Source organism: Rheinheimera fenheensis, assembly GCF_039871805.1.
Lineage (GTDB): Bacteria > Pseudomonadota > Gammaproteobacteria > Enterobacterales > Alteromonadaceae > Alishewanella > Alishewanella fenheensis.
Genome location: NZ_JBDPJM010000005.1, coordinates 223,993 through 246,494 on the forward strand (window position 1 = coordinate 223,993; position 22,502 = coordinate 246,494).

Sequence of the window (22,502 nt, forward strand, 5' to 3'; positions counted from 1 at the left end):
AATGCGCCTGCTGTTATATGTTGTACTACTGAGTACTTTGGCTGCAAATGCAGCCGATGTTGAACAAGATATTCGCTGGCTTAGTGATGCAAAGCTTGAAGGGCGAAAAACCGGTACGGCTGGCGCGCAGCATACACGCGATTATCTGACACAGCGTTATCAGCAGCTGGGCCTGCACTATTTTAATGGCAGCTTTAGCCAGCCCTTTTCTTATGGCCGCAGTAAAACGGGCATTAATATGGTGGGCTATCTGCCCGGCTGCACCTTTCCACAGCATTACATTGCAGTTACTGCGCATTACGACCATTTAGGTAAACAAGGCCATAAAATATTTCACGGTGCCGATGATAATGCCTCCGGCGTGGCGGTCATGCTTGAGCTGGCGAGTCGTTTAAGCCAGCGCTGTCCGGCTTATTCTTATATTTTTATCGCTACCGATGCTGAAGAAGGTGGCTTATATGGCAGCAAAGCCTTTGTTGGGGCGCCGCCAGTGGCGCTGAATAACATAGTGCTTAACCTGAATCTGGATATGCTGGGCCGGCCAGACAGACGAGGCCGTTTGTATTTAACCGGTGCTAAGCGTTTTCCCGACTTAATAGCAACACTAGCGCCACGTTTTAATAAGCTGCAGTTTCTCCACCACCGTGGCCCGGGGCGATTACCCCGTGCGCACAGCCGCTATGACTGGCCTAACGCGAGTGACCATGGGCCTTTTCATCGCGCTGGCATAAGCTACCTGTTTTTTGGTGGTCAGGACCATGCACATTATCACACTGAGCTGGATACCTGGCAGCGTATCAATAGCGAATTTTTGAGCATGGCAATTGATGTAGTGTGGGTGTCCGTCAACTGGCTGGAGCAGCAGCCGCCGCAAACGTTGCTCCGCCAGCCAGAGCAGTAAGTTACCAGTCGAAACTCAGCTGATTACGGTTTAGAGTAGGTTTTTTGCTGCTCACTGGTCGTTTTCGGCTGGCGTGGCGCTGAAATACCGCTTGTTTCTGTTGCTGCCAGTGTTGGCGGTCGTGTTGTTTAAGCCACTGGCTTAATCTGGCTCTGGCCTGCTGTTGTGCCTGCTGTAGATCAACCACTGGCGCCGGATAATCGCGCCCCAGCACACAACCATATTGCTGTTGTAGTGATAGCGGCATCAACCAGGGGGTGTGCAACCAGCTGTCGGGTACCTGGCGCAGCTCTGGCAGCCACTGACGGATAAACTGGCCCTCGGCATCTTTTTGCTGGCTTTGCTTAACCGGGTTATACATACGGTTGGGGTTTATGCCGGTGGTACCCGCCTGCATTTGTATTTGCGGGTAATGAATGCCTGGCTCGTAATCAACAAAACACTGGGCTAAATGCAGTGCCAGTGGCCGCCAGTGTAACCACAGGTGATAGCTGGCAAAAGCCACCAACATGGCACGGCCACGAAAATGTAACCAGCCAGTTGCCAGTAAACTGCGCATGGCGGCGTCAATCAGCGGATAGCCGGTATGGCCCGTGCGCCAGGCAGCGAACAAGGTTGGGTTAAAGTAAGGTTCACGTAAGCCATCAAAGCCCGGGTGCATGTTGTAAAATTCGATAGCCGGCTCATCTTCCAGCTTTTGCATAAAATGACAGTGCCAGCGCAGCCGGCTGAAAAACGCCTGCAAGCCTTGTGCGCGGCGGGTATCAGTATTTTGTTTCATTGCAAAAAAACTGTGTTGTTGCAGCTGGCGCAAGCTAAGCTGGCCGTAGCTAATGTAAGTGCTTAGTCTGGAACAGCTTTGGCTGGCTTTGGCCGGCAGCGAAATATGCTGGCGATAGTGTCGGCAGCGCTGGTGTAAAAAGCTGTCAAAGGTCTCATCGGCCATGTAGGCATTGGGCAGGCTCTGGCATGGCGGCAGATCTTTTAACCGGGTTGGCGCAAGTAGCGTTAAGTCCCAGTTGGTTGCGGTAACAAAAGGCAGCTGCGCTACCGACGGTACTGGCGGGCTTTTTAACCAGCTGTCAGCCAGCTCAAACCAGTTGTCCCGGTCGGGCAGCGCGCGGAACACGGCGAATTGTCTAAACTGATGCCAGTTTATCTGTAACGACTTCAACAGTCGCTGCACGGCCAGATCACGCTGGTAGGTCCACAGGTTGCCGGTTTCTTCATGGCTGTATACATCGGTGATACAAAACTCTTGGCAAAGCTGTTTAAGTACCAGCGTGGCAGGGCCTTTTACCACCAGCAGCGGCTGGCCTAATGCGGTTAATTGCCGGTTTAATTGCTCAAGCGCTCCAGCCAAATAATGCCAGTGACGCAGCGATACATCTGGTTGCTGCCAGTAATCGGGTTCAATAATGTACAGCGGCACCACCGCGCCCTGTTTGGCTGCTGCGAACAGCGGTTGGTGATCGTGAAGGCGCAGATCGCGCTTAAACCAAACCAGCGCCGTCATGCAGATGGGGCTGTTAATATGGCACGGACAAAGCTGCCATCGGCGTCGTACAACTGTGCTTGTTTGGCAATGTTAAAGTGTCGCGCACTGCTGTTGCCGGTTCCGGCAATATATGCCCAGTTACCCCAGTTGCTGGCACAATCGTAATCCAGCAGCCGCTGCTCAAAATAGGCTGCCCCCAGGCGCCAGTCGACGCCCAGATCATACATCAAATAACTGGCGACATTTTGCCGGCCACGGTTACTCATTAAGCCGGTTTTGTTAAGGAGTTGCATATTGGCATCCACAAAGTCGATGCCGGTTTGGCCTGCGCACCAACGCTGAAACTTATGCTGTTGCCGCTCTGTTAATTGCGGCGGGTTAAAGTCTGGTTGCTGGTGTATTGCCTGTTTAATGCCATGTTTACTAAACCAAAGCTTGCCGTATTTACGAAATTGCCAGCGAAAGTATTCGCGCCACAATAGCTCAAACTTCAGCCAATACGTCGACTCATTGGCGTCAATCTGTTGCTCAAACTGCACAATGTCCTGCCATAACTGCCTGACGGATAAACTGCCAAGGGCCAGTGGCGCCGAGCAGAAGCTGGCATAGTGCAGCCCAAACAGCTGATTACGCGTTTCTTTGTAGGTTAAAATATGCCGGCCTTGCCAGATAAACTGCGCTACCCGCGCCAGTGCCTTTTGCTCTGATGCAACAGGTTGCAGCAATGCCGGCTGATACTGCGTAACTAACTGCGCAAAAGCACTGTTGTAAGGTTCACATTGGTCGCTTGTTAGCCAGCCCTGGCTTGGCCGATCAGAGGAAATGGGCGGGCTTACCTGTAACAAAGGCTCTAGCTGCTTACGAAAGGGGGTAAAGCTATCTGGCAGGCGTGACAGTGTGGGGCGAAACGGTTCGCCCAACAGTGAATTGCAGTCAAGTTGGGTTACCGCCAACACTGAAGATAGTGCAGTCAGCGCGTTGCGCTCATCCGGTGCGACCGGCTCGGCGCAGTAGAGCCTTGTGGCGTTAAGCGTTCGGGCCAGTTCGCTGATAAGCTTTACTTTGTTGCCCACTAAGGTGATAAGGCCAATATTTCTATCGGCCAGCTGCTGTTTAAGCTCGGTTATTACCGCCAGTTGCTGTTGCAAGCGGCTTAAGTTGGCGCGGGCGATACCATACTGTGTGCCGAAAAAGGCCTGGTAATCCAGCACTGCCAGTGCCGCTTTAGTCTCTCCCGGTAGCTGTAGCAAGGGGTTATCATGGATCCGCAAGGTGTCGTTCAGTAAAACCAGCCTTAGGCTCATAACTGCTCCAGCTTAATCAGGGTGTCTGCCGCTTTGGCTAAAATAGCGGCTTTATCATGCTCACTGCGTTTGTGCCAGTTGGCATAGGCCAGGTTTAAGCGCGGGTTTTGCCCAAGTTTCTCCTGGTTACGTTGCAAAAAATCCCAGTAAAGCGCATTAAACGGGCAGGCATCATCTTCTATTGTCAGTTTTACTTTGTAGGCGCAGTGTTTGCAGTAGTCACTCATGCGGTTAATGTAGGCACCGCTGGCGGCATAGGGCTTAGAGGCCAGCACACCGCCATCGGCATACAATGCCATACCCAGGGTGTTGGGCAGTTCAACCCACTCATAGGCATCGGCATACACCGCTAAATACCAGTCGGTGACTTCATCTACCGACAACCCTGCCAGCAGGGCGAAATTGCCGGTGATCATCAGCCGCTGAATATGATGCGAGTAGGCATGATCTATGGTGCTTTTTACCGCCTGTTGCATACAGCGCATCTTGGTGTTGCCATGCCAGTAATAGCCGGGCAGTGCGCGATGGGCGTCAAGCTGGTTGCGGCTTTTGTAATCCGGCATCAGAAACCAGTACAGGCCGCGCACATACTCACGCCAGCCAATCAGTTGGCGAATAAACCCTTCAGCGGCGTTTAGCGGCACCTTGCCTTGCTGGTAGGCCTGCTCAACCTTATTACACATCCAGCGCACATCCAGCAGACCGCAGTTTACGTACACCGAGCAGATACTGTGCTGCAAAAATGGCTGGTTTAGTACCATAGCGTCCTGATAATCGCCAAACTGAGCTAATTGGTTGTCCACAAAGTGCAAAAATGCCTGACGCGCAGCTTTACCGGTTACCGCATAGCTAAAATTCGCTGCGTTACCCATATTGGCCGAAAAATGCTGCTCAACCAGCGCCATCACCTCTGTCGTGATGGCATCAGGGGTAAAGCTGAGTGGTGGCGTGGGGGCTAAGTCTTTTGGCCAGGCTTTGCGGTTCTCGCTATCGTAATTCCAGTTGCCGCCTTCGGGGCTGTCACCCTGCATTAATAAGCCGGTATAACGGCGCATATCGCGGTAGAAATATTCCATCCGCAGCTGCTTTTTGCCCTTGGCCCAGCGGGCAAAGCGGGCTAAATCGCAGATAAAACGATCATCATCCAGTACCGTTAGCGGCAGCTGAAATTGCCGCTGCCAACTGAGTATTTCCTGTTGCAGCCGGTATTCGCCAGACTGGGTAATCGTAATGCTGTCAAGCGCAGGCTGTTGGGCTAACGCAAAGCTCACTGCATCCGTCATAGTGGTTATGCCGATTTCCGCGCCGTAACTTATATAGCACACACGATAGCCCTGCGTTTTCAGCACCTCGGCAAAGTGGCGCATGGCGCTAAATAGCAAAATAATTTTATGTTTGTGGTGTTTCACGTAGCTGGCTTCGCTGCCGACCTCTGCCAGTAAGATCAGGTCGTCTTTGCTTGCTTGTTGCAAACTCGACAGGGCTGGGCTCAGTTGATCGCCCAGAACAACAATAAGTTTGGCCATGATAGTAAGGTTTAGCTCAGATTGGCTGAAACTACGCTGTGGGAGTGTGCTTCGATCAATGGCTGGCGCGGGCAAAAACTTCAGTGTTATATTGTTACAACCTAAACCTGCATTGGAACACCCAAGATGAAACAAGCCATGCTTAAAGCCGCACTGCTGGGCCTGACAGTGTTAATGGCGGCGCCATTTTTCAGTCAGGCGCATCAGCAACATAGCCACGGCCATGATGAGAAGCAGCAACATGACCATGATCATAGCTCCGACGCCAACGACGAAATGGGCGCCGGGCTGGGTGCCCATGTACATGGCCATGGCCTGTTAACCCTGGTGTTAGAGGGCAATGAGATGCAACTGGCGTTTCAGGCTGCAGCCTACAGCGTGGTGGGTTTTGAACACAAGCCGAGCACAGCAGAGCAGCAACAGGAGATTGACGCTGCTATTGCTATTTTTAATCAGGGCGACTGGTTTAGTGTGAATGCCGATGCCAACTGCGAGCTGGCGATGGCGGAGGCCAGTACCGACTTAACCCAGGCTAACAGCAGTGCTGGCCATGGCGATTTTTACGCTAATTATCAGCTGCTGTGTCAGCGCCCGGCGCGGTTAAACCAGCTGCAGCTGAGCATTTTTAACTTGCTGCCGGCGTTAGAGCAGGTAGAGGTGCAATGGATTATCAACGGCCGCCAGGGCGCGACGAAAACCTCGCTGCAAAATAGTACTGTGCAGTTTTAATACTTTATTGCACTGGTGTTCAGCCATAAAAAAACGGCAGCTTAAGCTGCCGTTTTTCTGATATAACACCACCTTAATAGGTGTATTCCTCAATATTGTCCACTTTCAGGCTGTAGGCGGCCTGGCCTAAATCGTGGGTCATCACTTCTGTGGTTAAGGTGCCGCTTATCCAAAACGGTGAGTAAATCATATCGGCCTTTAAGTTTTTTGCGCCGGTAACAAAAATCATCTGGTTTGGTGGCGGTGGCGGCACGTGAATACAGGCGCCAAAGTAAGGCACCAGGAAAAAGCTGGTGACATTTTGCTCGGCGTCAAACTCCAGTGGTACCACAAAGCCCGGCACCCGTACTTTAGTGTTGTTGTATTTTTCCACTACCTTGGCCGAGGTTAAAATTTGCTGCCATTGCGCTGCCACAGGGTCGTCGCCCTGATAGTTGTCGTCAAACGGTGACGGCTGACTATAGTCATGCTGCACTTCCGGCATCTGTTGCAACAGCTTCAGATCTTCTTCCGGCATTAAGTCAGTCCATTCAATGGTTTTCACGTCATTGGCGGCAAGACTAAAGCTAGCGACCAGTGTCAGATATAACGCAACAGATAACGTCCGTAGCATTGGAGCTTGCTCCCCTAAGTTGGCATAATGGCTAAACGCTAACATCATAACATGACAGTGGAACAGCCTGTGACCGACAAGCCGAAAATTCCTGCGATTGAACTCAAACAACTGCGGTTTTTCTACCAGCCAGACAGTTGGCAGCTGTATTTACCTGAGCTGCGTTTAGAGACAGGTGAGCATCTGTTTGTGCGTGGTGCTTCAGGCAGCGGTAAAACCACCTTACTTAATTTATTCAGTGGCATTGCCCGGCCCGTCAGTGGCGAGCTTTATATCAATGGCCAGCCGCTGCATCAGCTCAGTAATAGTAAGCGCGATACACTGCGGGCGCAGCAGATTGGCGTGGTGTTTCAGCAGCTTAACCTGATCCCTTATTTGTCTGTGCTGGATAACACCTTGTTAAGTGCCCATTTTGCCGGTAAGCCAAAATCTGACAGCCTTGCCAGGGCCCGAGAGCTGCTAAGCCGGCTGGGGTTGCCTGAAACACTGCAGCAAAGCCGTGCCAGTGTCTTAAGTGTTGGCCAGCAGCAACGGGTAGCTATTGCCCGGGCCTTGTTACCCAAACCCACCTTACTGATTGCCGATGAACCTACCTCAGCACTGGACAGCGATAACCGCGATGCCTTTATGCGCGTTATGCTGGCAGAAGCCGATGCCGACGGCTGTACGGTGATCTTTGTTAGCCACGATCAGAGTTTGCTGCAGTATTTTCACCATCAATTGGATATGCAGAAGTTAGCGCAGGGAGTACAGCCATGCTGATGAAACTGGCCCGTTTAAGTTTATGGAACCGGCGCGGCACTGTGCTGATGACCTGGCTGTCACTGACCATCAGCATTGCGTTGCTGCTGGGTATTGATCATTTGCGCACTGAAGCAAAAAACAGCTTTACCAGCACGGTATCGGGCACCGATCTTATCGTCGGCGCCCGCTCCGGTCAGCTAAACCTGTTGCTGTATTCGGTGTTTCGTATCGGCAATGCCACCGCTAACATCAGTTGGGACAGCTATCAGCGCTTAACCAGACACCCACAGGTCAGCTGGAGCATTCCGGTGTCGCTGGGCGACTCGCACCGTGGCTACCGCGTCATGGGCACCAGTTCGGCCTATTTTGAGCATTACCGTTATGCTAACGCCCAGTCGCTTGCGCTGGCACAGGGAGAGCAGTTTAATGGCGTGTTCGAAACCGTATTAGGCGCAGAAGTTGCCGCCAAACTGGGGTATCAGTTAGGTGAGCAAATCGTACTGTCGCATGGCGTCGGTGCGGTCAGTTTTAGTCAGCATAAAGATAAGCCCTTTACAGTAGTAGGTATACTGGCGCCAACCGGTACCCCGGTAGACCAAACTGTTCATGTCAGCCTGGAAGCCATAGAAGCGATACATCTGGATTGGCAGCAGGGGGCGCCTATGCCCGGCCGGCAACTGAGTGTGGAGCAGGTGCTGGCACAAGATTTAACCCCCAAGTCGATTACCGCCGCCATGGTTGGGTTAAAGTCGCGCATGGCTACCTTTACTGTGCAGCGCCAAATAAACGAGTTTAAAGCCGAGCCATTAACGGCCATTTTGCCCGGTGTTGCCCTGGCAGAGCTGTGGCAAATGCTGTCGATGGTAGAAAACTTATTGTTGCTGATCAGTGTCATGGTGCTGCTGGCGGCGCTGGTCGGCATGATGACCACTTTACTGGCGTCAATGAAAGAGCGGCAGCGTGAAATGGCGATTTTACGCGCTACCGGTGCCCATCCCTGGTACTTATTTGTACTGACCCAGTTAGAAGTGTTGTTAATTACTGTGCTGGCAATGCTTACGGCAGTGCTGTTGTTAAGTGGCAGCTTATTTTTGTTGCAGGACAGCCTGGCGGCCAATTATGGTCTTTTTATCGGGCTGAATGTTATCAAGCTAACAACCGTGTATTGGGCGGCAGGCATCATACTGTTGGCAATGCTGCTGGCGGTAATACCAGCGGTGTCGGCATATCGCAAAGCGCTGGCTGATGGCTTGACGGTCAGGCTCTAGTGCTTAGACGTGAGGGCTTTAACTTTAGCGCTTAGACTTAAGTGCTTAGGCTGAATTGCTCAGCGACAAGGGGCCACGTAAGGTAACAGTGCAGCCGGTATCGTTGTTTTGCAGCAGTACTTCACCTTGCAACAGGTGCGTCACCAGATTAAACACCAGGGTCAGCCCCAAGCCTTTGGCGCCCTGGCTGCGACGGGTGGTGAAAAATGGCTCAAAAGCGCGGTTAAGCTCATCTTCATTCATGCCGCGGCCATTATCGGTCACGCTAAGCTGCCAGCTATAACCTGTGCTACTGGCGATTATCACCACTTGTCGTGGCTTGGCACTGTCAAAAGCATGCAGGCAGGCATTTTCCAGTAAGCGGTTTAAAATGGTGGCCAGCGCACTGGCAAAACTGTCTATCTGCAGCTGCTCGGGTATCTGCAGTTCAACCTCTACCTGATATTGCTCAAGCATTGACGCCATACTGGCCAGTACTTTGGGGATAAACTGCGACAGCGTAATGGCTTCCGGGCGTTGATCGCTGCTCGCGGTAGCGGTTTGTTTAAAACTGTTCACTAAGTCTACTGTGCGCTGCAAATTGGTGTTTACCATAGCAATGCTGTTTTTAATCGCGGCGCCGCTTTGGCTAAATTGCTGGCGGGTAAGCTGCCCAGCTTGAAACAACTGCTCTAATTGGTGTAACGTCGCCTCGGCATGACTGTTAGCCGTGACAGCCACGCCCAGTGGCGTATTAATTTCATGTGCTATGCCGGCCACTAACCGGCCCAGGCTGGCCATTTTCTCTACTTCAATCAGCCGGTGCTGGGTTTGCTGTAACTGCTCAAGCGATTGCGTTAACTCTTGTGTGCGCTGACTGATAATTTGCTCCAGCGAGCTGTTTACCTGTTCCAGCTCTGTCTGGTAGCGCTGGCGCTCGGATGCACTGAGCGCCCGGCCATAAATGTCAGCCAGAAACCCAGCAAATACGACTTCATCCAGCTGCCACTGTTTGGGTTTACGGTGCTCAATGCAAATAATGCCAACCATGTTGCCGTGATGCCGAATAGGCGTATCCAGCATGGATGTTATGCCAAGGGGTGTTAAGTAACTTTCTGAAAATTCGCTGGTTTGTGGGTGCTTATGTGCATCATCGGCAATAATGTTGCGCTCTTCGTCCAGCGCCTGAAAATAACGCGGAAACTGCTGGCGCGTCAGCTGTAGCTGAGAAGTGGCTAACTCTCCGTTGTCCAGCAAGTGGCTGCATTGCATCACCTGATGATCGTCAGACAAAAACCATACGCTGGCTCTATCAACGGCTAAGCCCTCGGTTATACCATTGAGGATCAGGCTGTTGGTCGATAACAGGTCACCTTTATCAACGTCGGCGCTTTTGCTAATTCTGGTGAGGATGTCCTGCAACTCGGTTCGCATTACTACGCAGTTTACTCCGGTTTAGTACCCGACAGGGCGGTGTGACACGTCACCGCTAAGGTATAGCATGTTTCACCGCGTTGCGCACAAATATTCTGCATTGGTGTGCCGCTTTAACTCTGCGAAACAACAGGTTATAAAACAGCCCAAATGGCTGAAACTGCCGTTTTCTGCTATCGCAGTAGCGTATTTTTACGCGAAGTGTTGTCGGCTGAGGTATACTGCTGGCCACTATAACAACTGGATAAATAAGGAAATCATGGTGCAGCTGTTTTTAGTTTATATAGGTGGTTCGGCGCCCGGCGCCAATATAGAGCTGCATGATGTGCGCTTTGTCGCTGCAGACAGTATTGAGCAAACGCACGAACAGCTGCGTCAGCAGTGGTTTGGCACCGTAAAAGGGTTACACCTTGATGCTTACATGCAGATAAAGCACATCGACGGCTACGCGGTGTCGCTGCAGCCTTCGCCGCAGCAAAGCGAGCTTAAACTGTTTTTTGTCAATTTTGGCGGCTATTACCCGAACAAAATTGCTGAGCAGCATGAGTTTATGCTGTGTGTAGCGCCAAGTGCTGCTGCTGCAAAAGCGCGGGCTAAAACCTTGTTGTTGACCGATGCCCAAAGCCAGCATAAAGACGATTTACTCGAGCTGGATGACTGCTTTGCTTTAGAGCAACTGCAGGGTCTGTATGTGCACCTGACGCCATCAGGCCAAAGCCAGCCAATGCATCCAGACTGGTCTGGCTATGAGGTTATTGGCTAGTCATGCTTTGTGTAGCAATATAAGGCGAGGGCAGCGGTATGCCTTTTATGCGCTGCCACAGCCAGGGGAGGGCTTTAGCCGCATCGCGGCGCATTGGCAATTGCTGTGGCGCGCTGATGTCAGTTGGGTCGAGTTTAAACACAAAGGCATAACTGCCTTCCTGCCCCATGCGTAAATCGGTTAACAGCAAGCTGTCGCCCTGTTGCTCTAGGGCAAAAAAGCCTTGGCTAAACCAGGCCAGTTGCTGTACTGGCTTAAGCGCAGCATATTGCTGCTTTAATGCCGGATCCTGCTCTACCCAGTGCAGCTGTACTTCGCTGCTGTTATCCAACAATGAGTAAAACCCCTCGCCATAGCCCTGCTCGGTCATTACCACTATGCGCCACAGCACAGTATTTAGCGGTGCCGGTGTCACCAATAGCTGCTGATACTGCAGTTGCTGTTGTTGCAGGCTGGCGCTAACGACCTGGCGTACATGCCACTGCGCCACGACTGACCACAGCATATACATACTGGATAGACTTAGCATTAGCATGTTCAGTCGATATCCGCGCTTTGTGCCAAACAGGTAGTACAGCACGCCGGCAATTAACGGCAGCGTATACAGCGGGTCGATAATAAACATACTGCCTACGGCATAAGGCGTATTGGTAAAAGGCAACCCAAATTGCGTGCCATAAATCGTCATCGCATCAATCAGCGTGTGGGTGATTAAAATCAGCCAGGTGGCCAGCAGCCAACGCCAATAGTGTGCTCTTTGGTTACAACACAGCGCGGCCAGCCAGGCGAGTAGCGGAGTAACCAATGTTTGGTAAAAAAAGGCGTGGCTCTCGGTGCGGTGCAGCACCATATTACTGACGGCATCGCCGTAGTCGATGATAACGTCTAAGTCGGGTAGGGTGCCCAGCACGGCACCGGTTAATACCACTTTGGCCCGGCTGCCGGGTGTTTTCGCTAACACGGCGGCAGCTACGGCGCTACCCAGCGTCAATTGGGTTAAAGAATCCATCAGCTATTCTACTGCTTAGTTTAAACCTATCTGCTCCGCTGCTGCTTTGCACTGCTCTGGCACGATATCGCACTGTGGTGTGCTAGTTTCAGTGTCATGGGCAAACAACTGGGCAGCTAAAATATTACTCAGGGTTTTGTACTCAGTACCCAGCGTATGAAAGGTGGCGCGGGCATCGACATAATAAGGTGCACGCTTGCCGTTAACGTCTACCACTTCACCAATTTGCACAAAATGCATGCCGATACGTTTTAAAATTCGCGCCAGTGCCGGCTCAATCATAACAAACACATGGTGTTTGCCGTAGTGCAGGCACATCAGCATGGCAACCAGATAAAGCGCAATGGCCACTGCCTCGCAGCAGCGCTGCTCCAGCTGCAGCAGCAGTTTATTCAAATTATGCCCAAGTGGCGACTGGCTTTGTTTACGCTGGCGTATTTCGCCTGGCACCGCCAGGCGCGATATTTCGCAAATTTGCTCACGCGCAAAAGCCGCCGGGCTCAGTGTCGGATGGTTCAGCGTGGCGGCGCAGTATTGCTCAAGCGGCAGCAACTGCCCGGCATCAGCGGAAGTAATCAGCCGCACGGTGCCCGCCAGCTGCGCAGTGCTCAGCCGCGATATCGCGCAATGAATCGCGCGGTTGTCATACTGATCATGCTCTAAGCCGCTTTCACGCTGCGGTTCAAATTGCAGTTCTTCGCAATATACCCGGTGGCGTAGCCGGTAGGTTTGATGCTTTTGAATGTCAGTTTGCGCCAGGCTGGCGTGGAAAAAGTGAGCAAAATGACGTAAAGGGCTGCTCGATGCCAGCTCAGTGCCGAATAAAGGTGTAACCGTTGTTGCTGAATTTTGCCGTGCATCACCCTGCACTGCAGCCAGAGAAGTCATAAAACGCCCCAAAAGTGTGTATATGCGCTGAGTTAAATTTTTATTGGTAACATGCGCTAACTGGCAGCGATCCGTGCGGTACTGAGACTGACAATTCCATTGCAGAGCCTTGCAGCCAATTTACTATGCAGATCAATACGCACAACGTCAAATGTCAGTTTGGTTAAATTATGCACAAAAACAGTATGCTGCAGCTAAGGCTATGATTTGAAATAGGTAAAAAAATTTACAATTTAACTAATGTTATTAAATGTAATTCAGGGCGGGTTAAGTTGCATCATGTCGCAAAATAGCGGCGGCGAGGTTTTAACCCGGGCTACATTGCTCAAGCCGTTGAATATCCAGCTGAACCTGCCTTGCCAGGCTGCGCAGCTGGATCATCCGCTCATCGTTCAGCGAAATCTGGCAGCGCAGTGCAGCGGTAACGCCAGCAACTTGCTGCTCCAGCGCTTTGCCCTCATCGGTAAGTACCACCTTTTTTACCCGCTCATCGTCTGGACTGGGCAGCCGGCGCAGCCAGCCCTTTTGTTCCAGCTTCTTTACCAGTGGTGTCAGGGTGCCAGAGTCAAACAGGGTTTTGTTGCCCAGCTCGCCTAAGCTAATGTTGTCTTGCTGCCACAGCGCCAATAGCACCACATATTGCGGGTAGGTTAGGTCAAACGGCTGCAGCAAAGGCCGGTACAGCCGTACCATAGCATTCGACGCGCTATACAGCGCAAAGCATATTTGCTCTTCCAGTGGCAGGGTTTTACTCATCATCGCCGTTTCGTTGGTTTTTTTGCAGTGTAGCAAATTTAAAGCTCCGGCAACCAGCCGTCCTGGTTATAAGACTGCAATTTAAATAATATGCAAGTATCTTGCATGCAAGTTAAATTAAGGCTAGTATTTACCGTGTTAAGCAAAACGCCTGTGTTAAGGCAAAACCTCAAAGGGGATCAGTATGGATATTTTATACAAAGCAGTAGTAACATCGACCGGCGGCCGTGACGGCGCTGCCAAATCAAACGACGGTTTATTAGAGGTTAAACTGGCCCCGCCAAAAGAGCTGGGCGGCGCCGGTGGTGCCACTAACCCGGAGCAGCTGTTCGCAGCCGGCTACTCAGCCTGTTTTATCGGCGCGTTAAAATTTGTCGCCGGCGCAGCTAAAGTAACCCTGCCAGCCGATGTCAGCCTGCGCGCTGAAGTGGGTATAGGCAAAATTGAAGGCGGTTTCGGCCTGGATGTCGATTTATTCGTTAACCTGCCAGGTATGGATAAAGCCGCCGCCGACGAGTTAGTAGCCAAAGCACATAAGGTGTGCCCATACTCAAACGCCACCCGCGGCAATATCGACGTGCGTTTGCATGTAAGCGTATAAGCAAAGCGCTACAAAACAAAAGGCCAGCTTACGCTGGCCTTGTGCTATTTGGTGGAGCTGGCGGGAGTTGAACTGTATAAATTTACTTTATTTTTAATGCTTTGAAGTATTGTTGTCATTTATCAGCCTTTCTACATCACAGTTTCAGAGTCGTACTTGAAACTTATATTATCCATTTGCCAAAGCTTGTACTGCATTAAATCTTGGAGTGTAAATTGGTCTGCGGTTAGCACTGATGCACTATCTAATTCAATTCCTTCGCAATTCGAGAATATATCCAGCATCAGCTCGTCGAAGTCGTCATTCAGTTTGTTTACTTGCTCCTCGAAATCTAAGGATATGACCAAAACTATATCAACTAAATAGTTTTGGCCTTCATTAAGCTCGCCCCATTGGTCTAATTGTATAAATATGTTGAGTATTGCATGATTATGTTTTGCTAGAAACTTTTCGAACCTCTCAAATTGCTTTTGTACTGTGCGAATTCTAGAGCTTGCGAATCGGTCATTGAACTTAGTAGGAAACGCTGAACGGCTGTATGAGTTTCCCAACCACTTAGCCAAAATGTCTCTGTCTTTTGAGCTTAAAGGATTTTGAGCTTTGAATTCAGCAAATATTTCTCTTGGAACATAAACAAATGGTTCTATTTGGCACATTATTGCCGGCACGGACTCGAACTGCAACTTGCGAGCATGTTTAGCATTTAAAAAACCATTATCTTTTTCTGCATTATGTAAAGGCAATAATGCGACATAAGGAATAGCCTTCAGGTTCCAATTTGTAATATCACATGAGTGTGTTGCAACTAAAAATATATTTGTACTTAATTTCAGTTGCGCTACTAATTGCTCTGGAATTTCTGCTATTGAACCTTGCAGCCAGCCATTTTCAATTATTTGATTCGGAATGTCTGACTGCATTAATTAACCCACAGAATTGACCAAGCTTTGAATATTGTTAGTATAAATATCACTGCCAATCAAACCGGAATCAGCTCTGTTGCTTCTTTTTTCCGATAAGAAAGCCAGCTCACGAACTCGCGAAGTAAGGAGGTTCATATCAATTTCATTTTGAGTCATTAAATCTAACAAACTTCTTGAACGCGGATAAACCCGTTTTAATTCTTTAGATATAGGTTTGCTAGTGATACTGCTCCATTCCGTTGCCAGTGAGTAGATTTGTTGCATTCGGGATACTAAATTAGAGTCGGTTGGGCCTTCACCTTGCATATATTTATAAACTGTAGGTCTACTGACCTGAAGTATTTTGGCCAAGTCGCTCGTGTTTACACCAAAGCGATTTTTAATTTCATTAGCCATTTTATCGATGCTAACATCTTCACCTGAATCAACTCTACTTGGTTTGGTTTTATCATCTTTCTCAGAGAAGATTACGAATTGGGTACTACGCTTTGGCGAAATCACACTCTCAGAAGCATTAACAACATTTGTTGCGGACGTAACAGCCATGCACAGAGCGAAGCATCCAAATGTGGCATGTACCATGCTGTTAAATTTGGCTGTATCATCTGTAGACTTTGTATATCGTCTTGGAGCGCTGTAAGTTGAATAGCTCATGACCAGTCCTTAATCGCTTTATTTGTCACGGATCTATAGAATGCTTCATAGATTTTTTTATGTAACATGTCCATATCACTTAACAATCTGCTTGTGTCTAATTCTGCACCATCATAAATCTTAATATGATCAAAGTCCAAAAGGGCGGTGACGTACTCTGCTGTCCTTGTCTTGGTCATTTTTATATGCGGATTCGCAAATTCATCTGGTAGTGCTGCACCACCTTTAGACTTAGTAACTTTTATAATTAGTTCTTGCCCTTCTCCGGTGGATCTTCTGGACTCCATGTAATTGATTTTTATAGATTCGGCGTCCCCAACTTCTTCTAACGCAATTAGGTCAGGCTTTATTAAATCAGATAGGGCATCAGCCGATGGATCAATAAGATTTATAAAGCGTATGCCAACTCTATCCATACCTACTATGGAAAATATCTCATTAACTAAATTTAAAGACTTATTAAACGTAGAGATAAACTTATCGTAACCGTCATATTTTGACGTTTCTAAAACAAAAGTGTCGGAACTAAGGTGAACTGAGGTTGTTTTGTCTAAAGATAAAAAGCTGTATGCATGAACATCTGAAAACTCTACCCCAGAGTCTGTCAATCGCACTTGCTTACCTTTTTTATCTACACGATTGGGAAAACCTTCCTTCCTAATTCTTTCGTGAAGTTGAACTATCTGATTTTCCATATTCGGATTTGCAGGCATAGATGGAAACGTTAATTGCGCAACTACATAGCTAATAGGCGAATTTTTCAGAATAGTCTTTGACATAATGCAGCCTAAGTTGATTTTTTAGATTATTTTCGTCATTTTACACTTTGCTTTACAGTTTTGACAGGAATTACAGTAAAAAGTTCGTTTATATGAATTCAGTAAGTGTTATTTCACTTTTTGGAAACTGCACATTAATGCTAATTTTTTGACAGCCTGTGGCTCCCCTCCGTTGCCGGTTCCTCCCCACAGGCTGCAAGCTAGGTCATTGCATCATTTATTAGTCGCAAATATAACTCCGGGACCAATGTCGAATATAATGCCGACCTCTACAGGTGCCTTGTCGTACTTTGATGCCAATTCAGTTACATAAGCATAATCTTGAAACTTAAAGGCTCCGATTGGTGTGGAACTCCACAACCAGAGTGAACAGTCTTTTGAATCAGACGCCAGCATGACATATTCGTCCGTATCAGGCCGATGTATGCCATAGCCCAAATACTCAGAATCAGGCGGTAAATTTAGTTCTTCTAAGATTTCCGATATTTGAAATTTTTCAATTTTGTAGTCCATTTGAATCACCTATTAATTATCTATCCAACGTGCGTAGACCATACGAATCATGCCCCAATCTTTATGCCCCATCTGTTTAGCCAGCCATGTTGGATCTTTTCCAGCTGTCAGCATGGTTGATGCGTATGTATGGCGGCAGTTGTACGGGCGGCGGTATTTCACTTGCGCTTGCTTTAAGGCCGGTGACCAAAAGCGTTCTCGCATAATGCCGTCATACTTCCACGGAGTTAGGGTGCGAGGATCAAGGAATATACGTGCTTCGGGAGCAAGGTTTGGGTGAGTGGCTTTTATTCGCTGCAGCACCTCTAATGCTTGTTCGCTTAGTTCATGCGTACGGAATGAACTGCGGGTTTTGGTGCCTGCAAGCTTGCCATGCACAATTGAGCGGCGGATATAGATGCGTTGTTTATTAAAGTCGATATCTTGCCATTGCAAGCCGAGTTGTTCACCAGTACGCAGGCCAGTCCAGAACGCGAAGATATAAAAATCGCGGCCATAGCCTTCTGGCAGATTAACGATGATGGCGTCACGCTCGGCAGCGCTGAAAGGCTCAGGCTCTGTCGGCTGCTTTGGTGAAGTGGGGCATTTATCTATCGGGTTAGATTCGAGTATTTCATCAAATACCAGTTCTTTTAAAATGCCATGTAGGATTGAGCGAACTTCGTTAACCGATTTCGCCGATATTTTTGTACTAGCCGCCCAATCTTTAAACACATAGGGCTTAAAGTCAGCCACCATTAGCTTGCCAAAGTTGGGCAGGATATGAGTGTTTACCTTGCTCACATAGCCACGGTAGGTACTGCGCGCCCAGCGTTTGCTGTTACGGTGAAACCACATATCTACCGCTTCACTCATACGAATGAAGGCCGCTTTGTTATTGCTGAATTTGAGAGCCATTTTGCTGGATGGGAAATGCTCGGCGTAGTCGAACTTACCCATATCAATCTCATATAGGATCTGTTCGCGCTTTCGGGCTACTTCCTGTAGGCGGGTTTTAGTTGGTGTACCGCGTATCGTTTCACGACAGCGCACGGTCTGATACATAAACTCGATACGAATGGCATTTGAGCTGGCATAGATGCCTTTGTATTCTGTTGGCTTCATGCTTATCTCCCTGTCTCTATCCAGTTTTGAAAAGCATGCATATCAATAAAGATACGCCCCTCGCGTTTGCGCCAATGAATATCCATGCGCAACTTACCTTTAGTACGTAAAGCGTTTAACGCGTCTTTGGTATAGCCCACCAATTGGGCGCACCGTTCTAATGTTACCCAACGCACGGCATAATGCTCGTTTGGGCTGTTATCACTACTGTTCATCAAAGTCTCCCACGAAGCGCGCAGAAAAGCAGACGCACTCCGAAACGAAATGAGTTCCTTTCGGGCATGGCAAAGCCATAACACCGAGGTTAAAAGTTTGGGTTTTGATTTGCGGCGGCGTGCTATTCGATAGTAATTAGTAGTATTAGTGGGTGCTTGCCACGCATTTATACAAGCACAGAATATTAGTAGTTTAGTTAATAGCTCAGTCGCGTAATTTTCAGTAGTTGTTCGATTTTCAGTACGTGGCCGGTAATGTGTGCCATGCGTAAGTATCTTAAGTTCAGTATGTGTTTGCGAATTGTCTGAGTAGGCCGCACGAAAGAACTTACAACAAAATTTTCCCGCCAGCAATAGGGTGATCATAATTTACCTCACATTAACAAGTTGGAAAGTTATTCCTGAATAACCCGATAGTTGCGGGTGAACTCTGCTTTGGTGAATTGGGTTACTCGGTCGATAAACTTCACCACCACTTCGACTTCCTGATTAAGTGTGACTACGCCAACGATTAAACCGATGTTGGCAGGGACGAATTTGTCCCCTCGGTCATGGCGGATAACTGGCCGGTTTATCAGGCTGACAACTTCGTCAACGGTAAAGCTATGGTTCTGGTTTGTCGTTTTTGGGTTCATTTGATTTTGTCCGTACAGTTATTTACACAAGTCCAAGATTGCCACCTCACTCGATGGCACGCCCCCTAAAGGGGGCGAACCATCTCGGCTCGGCGGCTTCCTTTGCACGCGCCACTTTTGAAGTCTGGTGCTAAACGAAAAGTCTCTGAACGACAGGCCTGTGACAGATGCTTTACGCTGTTCACCGTATTTGTTCAGCTTGCTTGATGTGATCTCGCCACTCAGATAGTCGATGGCTTCGGTTTCTTTAATGGCGTAGTAGGGCGCTATTCGGTGCTCGCTGCGTTTGGTGTTTACCGCGTTCATAGCAAAGCAGAACGCCGCCCAATTCGCAGAGTCGGCGGCCTGAAAGGAATCATTCAGCTCGTTAAACGGAGTTTCACAGCCTTTGAGCCTGCGAAGTTCACGCCATACGGTGACACTTGGGCCACCAATTTGCTGAAATTGTCTGATGTTATTGGCACGCGCCCAGGCGCTGGTGCGCTGCGCTGCATCTATCGCCTGCACGCCGTGCCTGTCTGTATTCAGTGCGAAACCATCTATGTTCTTTGCTACATACTTGGCTATATAACCGGCGGCACTACCTTTGCTGGCATCAATATCTACAAAGTTAACCCGATAGTCTTTTGCGCCTTTTTCATCCGGTGAATCCAGCAGCGCATAATCTGAGGTAATTTGCTTAAAGCTATTTACCGCTTCGGTAGGCATAAACAGCAACAGGTGCCAGTGTGGTGTACCGTCATGGTGTGGCTCTACTACACGAAAGCCGTAGGGTTTTATCTCTGAGCGGTCTAGCTTGGCGCGTATCAGCTGCCAAACATGATTTAGGTAATCTTGCGCATCGGTTACGCTGCTGCCGTCATATTTCGGATTGGCCGAACCGTTACTGTGTGTAGCGTGCATCCGTGATGGCGTTGTCAGGGTAGTAAATACAGCAGCATGGCCGCAGTGTTTGGCTACTTCTTCGAAGCCGCGAATACGCACCATCAGTTCAGAGCGGCGTATTGCGGGATTACTTACAGTATGTGCCGCAACTTCACTTAACGGGATGCTCAGGCCATCTTCGTTTTCCAGATAAGTGCTTCGCATAAATTGCTCACTCAAATACTGGCTGTTTTTGAAGTGGGCGAAGCTGGCATCACCGCAATAAATCGCTTTACGCTTTGATACCTGATTAACGGCTCGTTCTATCTGAGCAACTATTTGCACGGTTTTACGGCGCATACGGCGAAGCCAGAAAGCCGCATCACTCAAGCGATGGCTGATTTCGGTATCGTCATAGGGCAAATCGCCCAAATCATATTTTTTAAATTCGCTGATAGCAGCGTGTAGGTTATCCGCGCTTTCTGCGAGCATTAATTTGCAGGTGGTGGCTTTGTGTTTGGCAAACGCTTTCAGCATCGGCGCATCGACTGTTAAATCTAAGTCGGCTATGCACATGGCATCTTGCACCGCATCGAGCAGCTTAATCGCGCTTAAATACTCAAACTGGCTTTTGTCGCTTAGGTATTTTCCGAGGATATCGAAGCTGATTCCGGTTGGCTCGTCACAGAGGTTTTCTTGGTACTTTGCGAAAAAGTTGGCAGCAGAATGACAAAAGTTGGCAACAGGATGACAATTTCCAGACCTGTTTAGCGTACTGTCGGCCAGTTCGTTCGCGAGGGAGCGTATAGATAAGCTTTTGTTTTTAAGACAGAAATGAAGAGCGGCGCTATTTGCGCCGCTCTCATTTTTGGTGGAGCTGGCGGGAGTTGAACCCGCGTCCGAAAAACCTACATCGTCGGTACTACATGCTTAGCACATTCATTTAGTTAACCCTATGAGCGCCGAATGGCAGGCTATCGTCGGGCGAGCCTGATTGGTTTTAACGTTTTGTCTCCAGGCGAAGACGCGACGCGATCCTGTTAGGGGTGATCTTCCAGAGTCTCAGCTTACAGGCATGCGTGAGGGGAAGAGCTATCTACTGCTTATTAGGCAGCGATTGCGTAAGTTTCGTCGTTTGCGACTATTTAATTGAGGCTTTTTTACGAGGCCTACCTCACCTCGGCATGCACCTAAGAGTTCGTGAATCCCGTCGAATCCAGAATCAGCCCCGAATTCTGTGGAAGTAACACTCACTTTCAGTGTTTGGCTATTGTACGCAGCCTGTTTGCTTTACACAAGCGGGCTTTGTGTTTTAGCCATTCTCCTGTCGCCCTAATTAGATGGGGCCAGGCGGTAAAAGTTTCAAGGGTGTTTTAGTGTTTACTGTGCTTCATCATGCGCTCTTTTTCGCGTGACCAGTCGCGGTCTTTGATATCGTCACGCTTGTCATAGCTTTTCTTACCCTTGGCTAAATGAAATTCAAGCTTTACCCAGCAAGCTTTCCAGTACATGGCGGTGGCGACCAGGGTATAACCTTCGCGCTCTTTTAAGCCAATCAGTTTACTTAGCTCGCGCTTGTGCAGTAGTAATTTGCGGCTGCGCTCGGGGTCGCATACCACATGGCTAGAGGCGCTGTTGAGCGGCTGAATTTGTGCGCCGAGTAAAAAGGCTTCACCGTTATGCAAAATGACATAAGAGTCGGACAGGTTTACCTTACCCTCGCGGATGCTTTTTAACTCCCAGCCCTGCAGGGCCAGGCCGGCTTCGTAGCGGTCTTCTAAAAAGTACTCGTGCCGCGCTTTGCGGTTTTGTGCTATGGTACCGTTTTTGTTTTTGCTTGCTTGTTTTTTGCTCATAATTCGTTGTTTGTCGCAGCTCAGTGTTGGATGTCAGCGATGGCTCATGCCTTGTTGCAGCGCGTTATTCTGTTACAATCGGCGGCGAGTTTAAAGGGGAGTGAGTATGCCACAAATTGAACGCAGTGCGTTGGTTTTTTACAGCGCGCAGCAGATGTATGATCTGGTAAACGCTGTACCGGATTATCCACAATTTCTACCCGGCTGCAGCGCTGCGCGCATTGTTAGCCAGTCAGAACAAGAGATGGTGGCATCGCTAACAGTTTCCAAGGCGGGCATTAGTCATAGTTTCACCACGCGCAATACGTTAACGCCAAATCAGCAAATTGCCATGCAACTGGTCGATGGTCCTTTTAAGCAATTACGCGGTGGCTGGCAGTTTCAGCCGTTAAATGACGGTGCCTGCAAAGTGATATTAAAACTCGAGTTTGAGTTTTCCAGTAAGTTAATTCAGTTTGCCTTTGGTAAAATCTTTGCCGAGTTAACCGCCTCTATGGTGCAGGCGTTTACCACCCGCGCCAAACAGGTATACGGAGAGCAAAATGGCTGAAAATATGACCGTTGAAGTGGCCTATGCCTTACCCGAGCGGCAAAGTTTACTTACCGTGTCGGTAAACAAAAGCGCCACTGTACAGCAAATTATCGAGCAGTCGGGTATTTTACAGCAGTTTGCGGATATTGATCTAAACCAGCAAAAAGTCGGCATCTGGAGCCGGCCGGTGAAACTCACCGATACGGTAAAAGCCGGCGACAGAATAGAAATTTACCGCCCGCTGATTGCCGATCCGAAAGATTTACGCCGTCGCCGCGCCGAGAAAGCCAAAGAAGAAGGCCGCGCTGATAAAGTTACCGGTGGCCGGCCGCACGAAGTAAGACCCGACTCAGGCCATTAGTTTATGGGTTTAACGCTTTAACAGGACGTTTAGAAGAAAAAACCAGCTAGATG

General features: G+C 49.1%; 25 protein-coding genes and 1 other RNA gene. 8 read left to right on the forward strand and 18 right to left on the reverse strand.

Going from position 1 to position 22,502, the window contains the following annotated elements:
• Position 1: 1 nt before the first annotated feature.
• Complete coding sequence (locus ABGI61_RS09880; protein WP_347600571.1) at positions 2-901, forward strand: M28 family peptidase; 900 nt, start codon at positions 2-4, stop codon at positions 899-901.
• A gap of 1 nt (position 902) precedes the next feature.
• Here ABGI61_RS09880 and ABGI61_RS09885 read toward each other — a convergent pair whose 3' ends face one another.
• Genes ABGI61_RS09885 through ABGI61_RS09895 form a run of 3 tightly spaced genes read right to left on the reverse strand, consistent with a single transcriptional unit; the run spans position 903 to position 5,229 of the window.
• A complete protein-coding gene (locus ABGI61_RS09885; RefSeq protein ID WP_347600574.1) occupies positions 903-2,417 on the reverse strand; it encodes an FAD-binding domain-containing protein in 1,515 nt (504 codons plus the stop codon).
• A complete protein-coding gene (locus tag ABGI61_RS09890; protein WP_347600577.1) occupies positions 2,414-3,703 on the reverse strand; it encodes a DASH family cryptochrome in 1,290 nt (429 codons plus the stop codon). The genes ABGI61_RS09885 and ABGI61_RS09890 overlap by 4 nt, the downstream gene beginning before the upstream one ends.
• Positions 3,700-5,229 (reverse strand): cryptochrome/photolyase family protein, encoded by a 1,530-nt coding sequence (locus ABGI61_RS09895; protein WP_347600580.1) that lies wholly within the window; start codon positions 5,227-5,229, stop codon positions 3,700-3,702. The genes ABGI61_RS09890 and ABGI61_RS09895 overlap by 4 nt, the downstream gene beginning before the upstream one ends.
• Positions 5,230-5,355: 126 nt before the next feature.
• Here ABGI61_RS09895 and ABGI61_RS09900 point away from each other — a divergent pair, with 126 nt between their 5' ends.
• The gene (locus ABGI61_RS09900; RefSeq protein ID WP_347600583.1) at positions 5,356-5,958 is read left to right on the forward strand and encodes a ZrgA family zinc uptake protein; all 603 of its coding nucleotides are present in this window, start codon (positions 5,356-5,358) and stop codon (positions 5,956-5,958) included.
• A 73-nt stretch (positions 5,959-6,031) separates the two neighbouring features.
• Here the strand turns inward: ABGI61_RS09900 and ABGI61_RS09905 are convergent, their stop codons facing one another.
• Positions 6,032-6,571, reverse strand: coding sequence for a DUF3299 domain-containing protein (locus ABGI61_RS09905; protein ID WP_347600585.1), 540 nt, complete (start codon positions 6,569-6,571; stop codon positions 6,032-6,034).
• Between the two features lie 51 nt (positions 6,572-6,622).
• Here ABGI61_RS09905 and ABGI61_RS09910 point away from each other — a divergent pair, with 51 nt between their 5' ends.
• Both ABGI61_RS09910 and ABGI61_RS09915 read left to right on the forward strand, forming a co-directional pair.
• A complete protein-coding gene (locus ABGI61_RS09910; RefSeq protein WP_347600587.1) occupies positions 6,623-7,333 on the forward strand; it encodes an ABC transporter ATP-binding protein in 711 nt (236 codons plus the stop codon).
• Complete coding sequence (locus ABGI61_RS09915; protein WP_347600589.1) at positions 7,327-8,583, forward strand: ABC transporter permease; 1,257 nt, start codon at positions 7,327-7,329, stop codon at positions 8,581-8,583. Before ABGI61_RS09910 ends, ABGI61_RS09915 begins: the two co-directional genes overlap by 7 nt.
• A 45-nt stretch (positions 8,584-8,628) precedes the next feature.
• On the opposite strand, the gene ABGI61_RS09920 is transcribed toward ABGI61_RS09915, so the two are convergent.
• Complete coding sequence (locus ABGI61_RS09920) at positions 8,629-9,996, reverse strand: sensor histidine kinase (protein ID WP_347600591.1); 1,368 nt, start codon at positions 9,994-9,996, stop codon at positions 8,629-8,631.
• 259 nt (positions 9,997-10,255) lie between these two features.
• On the opposite strand from ABGI61_RS09920, the gene ABGI61_RS09925 reads away from it, so the two are divergent.
• Complete coding sequence (locus ABGI61_RS09925) at positions 10,256-10,759, forward strand: DUF1543 domain-containing protein (protein WP_347600593.1); 504 nt, start codon at positions 10,256-10,258, stop codon at positions 10,757-10,759.
• Here ABGI61_RS09925 and ABGI61_RS09930 read toward each other — a convergent pair.
• From ABGI61_RS09930 to ABGI61_RS09940, 3 genes are all read right to left on the reverse strand, one after another.
• Entirely contained in the window at positions 10,749-11,768 is a 1,020-nt protein-coding gene (locus tag ABGI61_RS09930) for a metal-dependent hydrolase (protein WP_347600595.1), read from the reverse strand. The two genes, ABGI61_RS09925 and ABGI61_RS09930, sit on opposite strands and share 11 nt — an antisense overlap.
• A gap of 15 nt (positions 11,769-11,783) precedes the next feature.
• Positions 11,784-12,656 (reverse strand): PEP-CTERM/exosortase system-associated acyltransferase, encoded by an 873-nt coding sequence (locus ABGI61_RS09935; RefSeq protein ID WP_347600597.1) that lies wholly within the window; start codon positions 12,654-12,656, stop codon positions 11,784-11,786.
• Positions 12,657-12,962: 306 nt separating this feature from the next.
• Positions 12,963-13,448, reverse strand: a complete 486-nt coding sequence (locus ABGI61_RS09940; protein ID WP_347600599.1) for a MarR family winged helix-turn-helix transcriptional regulator — start codon at positions 13,446-13,448, stop codon at positions 12,963-12,965.
• Between the two features lie 148 nt (positions 13,449-13,596).
• On the opposite strand from ABGI61_RS09940, the gene ABGI61_RS09945 reads away from it, so the two are divergent.
• Entirely contained in the window at positions 13,597-14,013 is a 417-nt protein-coding gene (locus tag ABGI61_RS09945) for an organic hydroperoxide resistance protein (RefSeq protein ID WP_347600601.1), read from the forward strand.
• A 131-nt stretch (positions 14,014-14,144) separates the two neighbouring features.
• Here ABGI61_RS09945 and ABGI61_RS09950 read toward each other — a convergent pair whose 3' ends face one another.
• From ABGI61_RS09950 to smpB, 10 genes are all read right to left on the reverse strand, one after another.
• A complete protein-coding gene (locus tag ABGI61_RS09950) occupies positions 14,145-14,933 on the reverse strand; it encodes a hypothetical protein (protein ID WP_347600603.1) in 789 nt (262 codons plus the stop codon).
• A 3-nt stretch (positions 14,934-14,936) separates the two neighbouring features.
• Positions 14,937-15,590 carry a hypothetical protein gene (locus ABGI61_RS09955; RefSeq protein ID WP_347600605.1) on the reverse strand — a complete coding sequence of 218 codons (654 nt, stop codon included), beginning with the start codon at positions 15,588-15,590 and terminating at the stop codon, positions 14,937-14,939.
• Positions 15,587-16,369, reverse strand: coding sequence for a TIGR04255 family protein (locus tag ABGI61_RS09960; RefSeq protein ID WP_347600607.1), 783 nt, complete (start codon positions 16,367-16,369; stop codon positions 15,587-15,589). The genes ABGI61_RS09955 and ABGI61_RS09960 overlap by 4 nt, the downstream gene beginning before the upstream one ends.
• A 213-nt stretch (positions 16,370-16,582) precedes the next feature.
• Positions 16,583-16,882, reverse strand: a complete 300-nt coding sequence (locus ABGI61_RS09965) for a hypothetical protein (RefSeq protein WP_347600609.1) — start codon at positions 16,880-16,882, stop codon at positions 16,583-16,585.
• A 12-nt stretch (positions 16,883-16,894) separates the two neighbouring features.
• Entirely contained in the window at positions 16,895-17,986 is a 1,092-nt protein-coding gene (locus tag ABGI61_RS09970) for an Arm DNA-binding domain-containing protein (protein WP_347600611.1), read from the reverse strand.
• A gap of 2 nt (positions 17,987-17,988) precedes the next feature.
• On the reverse strand, positions 17,989-18,201 hold the full coding sequence (locus ABGI61_RS09975; protein WP_347600613.1) for a hypothetical protein: 213 nt from the start codon (positions 18,199-18,201) through the stop codon (positions 17,989-17,991).
• 395 nt (positions 18,202-18,596) lie between these two features.
• Positions 18,597-18,836 carry a hypothetical protein gene (locus tag ABGI61_RS09980; RefSeq protein ID WP_347600615.1) on the reverse strand — a complete coding sequence of 80 codons (240 nt, stop codon included), beginning with the start codon at positions 18,834-18,836 and terminating at the stop codon, positions 18,597-18,599.
• Positions 18,837-18,854: 18 nt separating this feature from the next.
• Positions 18,855-20,276: a replication endonuclease gene (locus ABGI61_RS09985; protein ID WP_347600617.1), complete on the reverse strand. Its 1,422-nt coding sequence runs from the start codon at positions 20,274-20,276 to the stop codon at positions 18,855-18,857.
• A 293-nt stretch (positions 20,277-20,569) separates the two neighbouring features.
• Positions 20,570-20,930, reverse strand: a transfer-messenger RNA (tmRNA) gene (gene ssrA / locus ABGI61_RS09990).
• A 143-nt stretch (positions 20,931-21,073) separates the two neighbouring features.
• A complete protein-coding gene (gene smpB / locus ABGI61_RS09995) occupies positions 21,074-21,556 on the reverse strand; it encodes an SsrA-binding protein SmpB (RefSeq protein WP_008223810.1) in 483 nt (160 codons plus the stop codon).
• A 106-nt stretch (positions 21,557-21,662) separates the two neighbouring features.
• On the opposite strand from smpB, the gene ABGI61_RS10000 reads away from it, so the two are divergent.
• Complete coding sequence (locus ABGI61_RS10000) at positions 21,663-22,106, forward strand: type II toxin-antitoxin system RatA family toxin (RefSeq protein WP_347600619.1); 444 nt, start codon at positions 21,663-21,665, stop codon at positions 22,104-22,106.
• Positions 22,099-22,449: an RnfH family protein gene (locus ABGI61_RS10005; RefSeq protein WP_347600621.1), complete on the forward strand. Its 351-nt coding sequence runs from the start codon at positions 22,099-22,101 to the stop codon at positions 22,447-22,449. Before ABGI61_RS10000 ends, ABGI61_RS10005 begins: the two co-directional genes overlap by 8 nt.
• Positions 22,450-22,502: the final 53 nt, after the last annotated feature.